The organism is Streptomyces lushanensis (assembly GCF_001700515.1).
Taxonomy (GTDB): Bacteria; Actinomycetota; Actinomycetes; order Streptomycetales; family Streptomycetaceae; genus Streptomyces; species Streptomyces lushanensis.
This window is the reverse complement of record NZ_MAUD01000117.1, coordinates 21,819-29,399: the sequence shown is the minus strand read 5'-3', so window position 1 is coordinate 29,399 and position 7,581 is coordinate 21,819. Positions and strand designations below refer to the sequence as shown.

9 protein-coding genes and 1 pseudogene are annotated in these 7,581 nt (G+C 68.2%); 3 read left to right on the top strand and 7 right to left on the bottom strand.

The window, feature by feature from the left end:
- Nucleotides 1-120: pseudogene (locus BFF77_RS38160) on the bottom strand (IS5/IS1182 family transposase); the annotation flags it as partial.
- Between the two features lie 163 nt (nt 121-283).
- A complete protein-coding gene (locus BFF77_RS10935; protein WP_066947024.1) occupies nt 284-1,498 on the bottom strand; it encodes an esterase/lipase family protein in 1,215 nt (404 codons plus the stop codon).
- A 1,150-nt stretch (nt 1,499-2,648) separates the two neighbouring features.
- Here BFF77_RS10935 and BFF77_RS10930 point away from each other — a divergent pair.
- A complete protein-coding gene (locus BFF77_RS10930; RefSeq protein ID WP_245703352.1) occupies nt 2,649-2,831 on the top strand; it encodes an e9imm peptide in 183 nt (60 codons plus the stop codon).
- 6 nt (nt 2,832-2,837) lie between these two features.
- Here BFF77_RS10930 and BFF77_RS10925 read toward each other — a convergent pair whose 3' ends face one another.
- A complete protein-coding gene (locus BFF77_RS10925; protein WP_107422138.1) occupies nt 2,838-3,176 on the bottom strand; it encodes a transposase in 339 nt (112 codons plus the stop codon).
- A 72-nt stretch (nt 3,177-3,248) separates the two neighbouring features.
- Here BFF77_RS10925 and BFF77_RS10920 point away from each other — a divergent pair, with 72 nt between their 5' ends.
- Nucleotides 3,249-3,674, top strand: a complete 426-nt coding sequence (locus BFF77_RS10920; protein WP_245703351.1) for a hypothetical protein — start codon at nt 3,249-3,251, stop codon at nt 3,672-3,674.
- 610 nt (nt 3,675-4,284) lie between these two features.
- On the opposite strand, the gene BFF77_RS10915 is transcribed toward BFF77_RS10920, so the two are convergent.
- The 4 genes from BFF77_RS10915 to BFF77_RS10900 all read right to left on the bottom strand — a co-directional run bounded on the left by BFF77_RS10915 (nt 4,285) and on the right by BFF77_RS10900 (nt 6,457).
- Nucleotides 4,285-4,710 (bottom strand): hypothetical protein, encoded by a 426-nt coding sequence (locus BFF77_RS10915; protein ID WP_066947021.1) that lies wholly within the window; start codon nt 4,708-4,710, stop codon nt 4,285-4,287.
- 121 nt (nt 4,711-4,831) lie between these two features.
- Nucleotides 4,832-5,287: a hypothetical protein gene (locus tag BFF77_RS10910; protein WP_066947018.1), complete on the bottom strand. Its 456-nt coding sequence runs from the start codon at nt 5,285-5,287 to the stop codon at nt 4,832-4,834.
- A gap of 93 nt (nt 5,288-5,380) precedes the next feature.
- Nucleotides 5,381-5,719, bottom strand: a complete 339-nt coding sequence (locus BFF77_RS10905; protein WP_066947016.1) for an SH3 domain-containing protein — start codon at nt 5,717-5,719, stop codon at nt 5,381-5,383.
- Nucleotides 5,720-5,896: 177 nt separating this feature from the next.
- A complete protein-coding gene (locus tag BFF77_RS10900; protein WP_079125015.1) occupies nt 5,897-6,457 on the bottom strand; it encodes a hypothetical protein in 561 nt (186 codons plus the stop codon).
- A gap of 125 nt (nt 6,458-6,582) precedes the next feature.
- Here BFF77_RS10900 and BFF77_RS10895 point away from each other — a divergent pair, with 125 nt between their 5' ends.
- Nucleotides 6,583-7,581, top strand: coding sequence for an ArsR/SmtB family transcription factor (locus BFF77_RS10895; protein ID WP_245703350.1), 999 nt, complete (start codon nt 6,583-6,585; stop codon nt 7,579-7,581).

Below are 7,581 nucleotides of genomic sequence, written 5' to 3'. Positions count from 1 at the left end.
GCTGCCCGCGCCGCGGCGCGGCTCGTTCAGCAGGGCGGTGTGCAGGCGGGGCCGGACCCCGGCCTCGGTCCGGTCCCGCAGCCGACGCCAGGCCGTTACACCGGAGCAGCCCACCATTTCCGCGGGGACATCCGGCCAGGCGACCTGCAGCCCGACTCGCCCGTGGGCAGTGTCTGAGGACACGAGGTGCGGGGACGTTCGCAGGGGTCCCGCGCTCGCTCCGCCGCCGTGGTCGGGCGGAGCGAGCGCAGTTCCCGCTGGTTTCTGCTGGGGCCGGCTGGGGTCAGTCGGGCAGTCGGTCGAGGACCCAGCGGCCGATGTCCTCCGTCATGAGGGCGTGCGGGTCGTTGTCCTGGGACAGGAGGAATTCGTTGAGATCGGACTCCTCCGGCGGCAGCTCATCGATATTGACGTACAGGTCCTCTTGCTGGTCCAGGTCACGGACGGCGACCGCGCTGACGGACGGCACGAAGCACACGGAGCGGTGGGCCAGGTCGGCGCTCTCGCCGGCGCCGGCGAGGGCGTCGCCGATGATGCCGAACGATTCGAGCGTCCCGCCCGGCGCCCCGTCCAGCTCGGGGAAGCCACTGATGCTGATCGTGTGCGGACCGCCGAGGACGCCGTTCAGTACGGCAGCCTCCGCCGCCTCGCCCTGAGGCTGGGCGAGGAAGTACGTGCCGTCGAAGGCCGGCCCGGCGCAGCTCAGGGTCTTCGCCCCGGCCCGCACACCGTTGCCCACGCCGTCACCGCGTCCGCTGGACACTCCGATCAGATGCGGGATCTGCGGCCACGAGCCGACCTTCCGGAGTTCGTCGAGGAACTCGGCCCGCAGCGGGCTCTCCTGCGGCGTGCCCTTCATGTCGCCCAGGTAGCGCCAGAGCATCTGCTGTGAGGCCGGGCTGCTGATCTGCCGCAGGTAGGTGTCATCGACAACAGCGGTGTAGTGCGCGAATGCCTGCAGACCGATCGGCACCCACGCCCCCCGGTGCGGGCTGTCGACCGACAGGTAAACACCGACCCGGTGGTCCATGCGCCGCTGCTCCATCTTCGCCAGCGCGTAGCGGGTGACGATGCCGCCCATGCTGAACCCGCCGGCGAGGAGCCGCGTGTCGTCGAGCTGCTCGGCGCTGGTCCGCAGGATCGCGGCCATCACCGTCTCGGCGTTGCGGAGGATCGACCCACTGCGCTCGTCGAACCCGACGAGCACCAGGGTGCGTCCGCGGCGCCTCAGCTCGCTGATGAACGGGAACCGTCCGTTCTCCAGCTGGTCCCAGAGCCAGTCGAAGTCGCTCGGCCCGAGGTTGAACCCGTCGGCCAGGACAACGGGCCGGACCACACCCTTCTGGCCTTCCCCGTAGTACACACGGGCGCTGCCGCCCGGCAGTTGCCACACCTCGTCGGCCTCGGGCGCCTGCGGCGCCGCGCCCTTGCCCACGGACGTCACCAGTCCGAACGCACGGGCGGCCTGCCTGATCTTCTCGGTCTTACTGTCGGCCACTAATAGCCCTTTCACGCTGTAGGCAACAACTCAAGGGACATGATCGACAGACGGGTCATCCCCCGGGCGTGAACTCCGCGCGGATAGCTATATCGAGTGAACTCACCATATTCCGCTGTGAAACAGAAGAGGTGCTGCATGCGCGTGTGCCGATCCCGCGAGTGGCGCACTGCGGCACGACTCGCCCGCTGGGTGTGCGCCGACCCGCCGTGACGAGGATGATCGTGTCGTGCCGGTTTTCGCCTGGCGCGGCCTGGCCACAACCTGCACGTGTCAACAACGACACCAACGTCCGGGGTGGAAGTAACCCCCAGCGACCAAGACTTCATGGCCGCCGCGCTCGCCCTGCCTGCAGCAAGGGCTGAATCCACGCGCGCCGCACCACCGCCGAACCGGTCGACGGCACGCTGAACGCTCCGAAGGTCGCCGAGCAAAAGACCTGCAGTCCAACTCATTCTGAAACGATCAGTAAGGCGCTTCCCTGTGGTGCCGCTCACGGGCGGCGTGTGATGCATGGCGTAGCGGCGTGGTTTGGCCGGTTCGAGGAGCTCTTTGCGCATGGCGTCGTTCAGCCTCCGGCATCCGCGCGGTGGCGACGCCGTCGTAGTCCTCCCGCGTCCCGACGGCGGCCGTACAGGCGCCCCTCAGCGACACGGCCCCCGGAGAGCATGACCGTCACACGCGGAGGCGGGATACCGCCGATGAGTTCGGATTTTGGTTTGCCGTTATGAAGCGTGCCTCTGCGCCGTCCCGGAGCGCATTTGCCCGGCATTCGCTCTCCTCGCTGTCCCCCGACAGGCGATTTTGACCGTTTGCCAAATGATTTTGACCGACGCCGGGTTCCCGCTACTTGATCTTGAGCTGTGGCCAGCCGTTCCCCGGCGCCCCTTTTGGGGCCTGCGGCGGCGGAATCTCGGCTGCTGTGGCGGGCATGGCGGAGCTAGCGTGGTGGTTTTGCGGAGTGCAGGAGGGATTCGCGGTGCTGGTCATGCCTGGGCGGCGGACGTCGACGATGGAGCTGTTGGCCGTTGAGGCGGCGGGTCGAGGTATGCCGGTCAGGGCGGCGGAGGAGCCCGGCCTGGCAGGCCCTGCGAACTGGTACGGCGGGCCGGTCGCGGGTGCGCGGCTGGCAGGCCGGCTCGGGTTCGCGCTGCTGGAGCCGACGGACGGCTGGCTCGCCGACGAGGTGGCGGGCCGGCTGGACAGGCTCGACAGAGCCCTGGCGTGCCCGTCCGGCCACGTCAGTGGCTTGGTCTTCTGGCCGCCGGAGCGGGACCTTTCGGCTGATGAGGTGGTCGAGCAGGCCCTGGCGTACCGGCCGATCGTTCTGTGACCGGGTTCAGGTCCGAAGCCGGATGAGCAGGGCTGTGGTGGTTGCGGTGCGGGAGAAGACGTGGCCGCGCCTGTCATGACGGGTGGTGACGGCCCGGGACTGCTTCAGTCTGTTGATCGCCCGTTCCACGGTGTTGTGCTGCTTGTACCGCTCTTCGTCGAAGCCGGGTGGCCGCCCACCACGTGAACCTTTGCGCGGTCGGGCGGCCTGGCTGTCGGTCTTCTCCGGGACCGTGTGCCGGATGCCCCGGCGCCGCAGGTAGACGCGGCACGAGCCGTTGCTGATGGGCGTCTCTTTGGGTGAATAACTCGTTGGAATCGCCCGGCGCCCCTCGGACCACTCCATGGTGAGGCGGAGGAACCATCAACAGGGAGGAACGGAATCATGCATTCGATGCGTATCGGAGCGCTCCTGGGAGTGGCGGCGCTCACCATGGTGACCGTCCCGGCGAGCGACGCGCACGCGGTGACGATCGCCTGCGGCGGAGGTGCGTCCACCGGTCGCGTCTCCGTCCACGGCTGTATCAGTTCGGAGACGGGAACCATCCACAATCCCTTTCGTCACGTGACGGCGTACGTCAAGCTGAAAAACACGGGAAACAGGGCGTTGACCGTCTCGTACGAAGCGTTCGGGAAGGTCGAGAACCATACCGACTGGACAAAGATGGGCAACAGTCGCACCAACGTCCGGCCGGGCCAGGACTTCGGCCCCGAAGCGGTGGGGACCGTGACCCGATGGGCGTGCGAACCGGGCAGGAAGGTCACCATCCGCGTACGTGCCCAAGCCGCCGGTGCCGCCTGGAGCGCTTGGTCTCCGGCGGCCACGAAGCAGTGCACCACCTGAGCTCTTGACTCAAGGGGAATCCTTCACATCACCGGTCGTGTACCGGGCCGCGAGGTGCGGCACCGGTACGGACGAAGAGGACGAGACGCTCTTCGAGCGCCCGACGCAGGGAAACCCCCGCTGCGACGGGTCACCGGTCTGCTGTTCCACCTCATGACCGCTTCACACCGGAGCCGCTTCGGCGACCAGCGATAACGCGCGTCATGTCGTGCTGCCTCTGCCCTGGCAGATCGCGGCCGACCGGGTCGAGGCCCCACCGAACTCTCGAACACCGAGGGCGACCCGGCACGAGGATGCAGCCGAGCCGCCGCCCGCGCCGGCGGAGCCAACTCGGGAAAGACCGCGGCGACATCGACCGGCCGCGGCGGAGTGGCACGAGCAAAACTCATACCGGCGATCCTGCCACCAGCCACCGAAAGTCCTCGGCCGCCTCAGCCAGCGTCAGCGCTCAACCTTTCGTTCCGGCTTGTTGTGAAGCGGACCAAAGGCGTTATCGGAGGAATCCGATAACGCCTTTGCGTCCTTCCTTTCCGTCCTTCTCGGCGGTCAGGTGGGGGCTGGACTGTCTTTCCCACCAGCTTGCGCGTCGTTCCCGGCGTCGGCCGGGAACTCAGTAGGCGAGGAAGCCTCCGACGCGGATGCCGTGCATCGACTCGGCGGATTGGATCTCGACCCGGAAGGTGGTGTTGTCGAGCACGTTCGAGGCGATCACCAGCCAGTCGTTGCCCCAGCGGTAGCTCTTCCAGCCGTTGCACTCGCCGGTCCGCACGAAACAGACCCGCACCAGTGCGTTGAAGCTGGTGTTGCTCGTCTGGGCGACCCTGAAGTTGATGTCCCCGCAACGCGGTGAAGTCGTGTAGTGATCGGTTCTCGAAGGAAGGAGCGGGTTCGGGGAATCGGCCGTCGCGTACCAGATGGTCGCACCGTCGTAGCAGGCGGCGGCGTAGGCCGGTGACGAGGGAAGCAGTCCCAGGGGCAGCGCCAGCAGCGCTCCCAAGAGGGCGATGGACCACTTCTTACCGAGGCTTTTGATCATGGTGCTGCGTTCTCCGATCCTGTCGTCGTGCCGGTCCTTCCGGAGGTACTGGGACGTGAGGTGAAGACCTGAGGACCCAGTGGCAGGCGGTCGACCGCGGAGGCGGTGACTCGCCGCCCGTTCAGGTGTGGCATTCGCCGCTGATCGCCTTCCACCCCACGTACAATCTGCCCCGCGCGTTGATGTCGACCCTCGACCCCGTGCTGTCGGGTGTGTTGCTGGCCCAAGTCGCCTGACTGCCCTGGTAGATGACGAAGTTGCCGTCCTCCTGGTACACGGCTCGGTCACCGCGCCCCACCGTGTTCGAGGCCCAGCAGACGCGCCCGTCGGCCGCGTGGAGCACCAGGTTTCCGTCGTTCTGCATGACCAGCCGAACCGTCTGGTTGCCGAAGTCGGGAAGGGACCGCTCGATCCAGTCCCCCCGGTTGAGGTAGTTCTCCCAGGCGATTCCCCGCAGCAACTCGTTCCCCTTGGAACCGGCGTGGGCCGGTGTCGCGGCCATCACCGGCAGCATTGCCGCCAGGGAGAGGACGAGGGCCCGGATCGCGACCGCCTTGCTTTTGACGTGAGGCTTCACAGATGGTTCTCCGTCTCTGGTGTTCCGGCCCGGAAGCGGGCGGAGTCGAGGACCGCGCGGAACAGATGGACCATGTCTCGCCCGGCCGGCGGATCAGGGCCAGAGGAGGTATTCGCCGGCGACCCAGCCGGTGAGCTTGGTGCCGCCGTTGTAGCCGTATCCGCACACCCAGTAATGGCCTCCGGACTGCACACCCGAGGAGCTGAAGTAGAAGGCGGCTCCTCCGGCGATCTGGCCGATCGCCGTGTTGCCCGTCGACGGTCCGGTGCGTACCTTCAGCCAGTCCACGCTCGTCAGGACATGGGTGTAGTTGCTCAGAGGGCCCGGGCAGGTGACAGCGCTGATCCTGCTTGTCGGGGTGGCGTGGGCGGCCGGCACGGCGGCGAGGGAGAGCGCCGCGGTGGCGAGGGCGACGGCGAGGGCTTTTCTCACGGAGAACTCCTGGATGAGATCGGATACGGGAACGTCACGGGGCCATGACCGGGTCCGTGTGAACGTACGAGGGCGTGCGTCGGGCGTCCGGGACCCACGGCGGTTCCGGTGCGGGCTCGTTGAGGGCGTTCCATGGATCGCGTGCCCGCGGTTTCCCGCCGGGCGTCACCCCGGGCTTCACCACCAGGCGGTGGCGTTGGTGGAGTTGCAGGTGCTGACGACCGTGGTCACGTAGCAGGCGCGGAAGGCAACGGCCGAGCTGGAACTGGTCCGGTAGCCGCTGGTGTAGTTGCGGGTGCCGGCGGACCGGATGTCGGCGTATTCCCAGATGCCGCCGCCGAGGGAGACCTCGAAGCGGATGTAGTCCGCCGAGCCGTAGTTGAGGATGCGCCCCCAGCCGTACTGCGTGCCACCGCACGTGCCGAAGCGGATCTGGACCTGGCGACCGCTCACGGTTCTCTCGGTTCCCGTGGCGACGTTGGTGCAGGAGTTCGGGTCGCTCCACCACTCTGGGGCGGCGGTCGCCGGGACTGCGGCGAGCATGGTCGTGGCCGCGGCAGCGGCGCACACAGCCGCGATGGAGCCCATGCGACGGGTTTTCGTCTGCTTTGCCATGGTGTCCTCCGCTTCGTGGAACTGGCTGATGTCGCCACGGGGCGGCGCGACGACATGGTCCTTGAGCGTGTGGATGTGGTGGGCCGGTCCAGGCCAGGGGGCCCGCGTTGTGCCCGAGATCATGATGGAATCCGCTTTCCTGGACTCGCAAGGTTGTTTAGTCTCTGCCAATAGAGGCTGGTCAGACGGGCGTGCGGCGCTTGGAAACACACAGGGCCATTCGGGGGGCGGGATCTGTGGGGCTCAGGGTGCATTTCACGGCGCAGGATCTGGCCCGGGTGCAGGTGGCCGGCGGACCGGACGTGATGTGGGAGATCGTGCTGAGCGCCGCTCAGCTCGCAGGTACCACCGGCCAGGCCGTGTTCGGCCCCTGGCGTGTCCACGCGCGGACAGGGCTGCGCCGTTTACCCGCTTCCCACCGGCGGCTGATCCGCTACCTGGCGCCCCCGGTGGGGGACTTCCCCGATTTCCTCACTCCGCCCCAGGCGGCCCAGGGCCTGCCCGCCGGTATCGACGCGGTGCTGTCCTTGCGCCCGCAACGGATACGCCGGGATCTGGCGGTCCTGCCCGACGCCCCGCACTGGGCCCGCCCGTTGGCCGACGCGGACCCGACCGCGCTGGGCGAACTCGCTGACGCGCTGCACGGCTACCACCGTGCCGTTCTCACCCCTGTCTGGCACCGTCTGCACTCCGCGGTCGACGCCGAACGGGCCGTACGCGCGCGGGCCCTGCTCAACCATGGCGTGGACGGACTGCTCAACAGCCTCAGGCCCATCCTGCGTTGGTCGCCGCCGGTACTGGAAGCGGACTATCCCGTCGACCGCGACCTCCACCTGGCCGGGCGGGGCCTGCTCCTGGTGCCCTCGGTGTTCTGCTGGCGCACCCCGGTCACCTTCGTGGATCCCGGCCTGCCTCCGGTCCTGGTCTACCCCGTAAACCTGGAACCCGGCTGGATCACCGACCCCGCCGCGCCCGCCGGCCGCGCGTCAGGCAAGGAGGACCCACTCGCCCGCCTGCTGGGGGCCAGCAGGGCCGCCGCCCTGCGCCTGGTCGAAGACGGCTGTACCACCGGTGAACTCGCCCGGCGCGCCGGTCTCTCCCAGCCCTCCGCGAGCCAGCACACCGCGGTCCTGCGTGAGGCGAACCTGATCACCACTGTCCGCCGAGGAAACGAAGTGATGCACACCCTCACCCCCCTGGGAACCGCGTTTCTCACCGCGAACCCCTCGTCGGCGGGCACCCGCTAG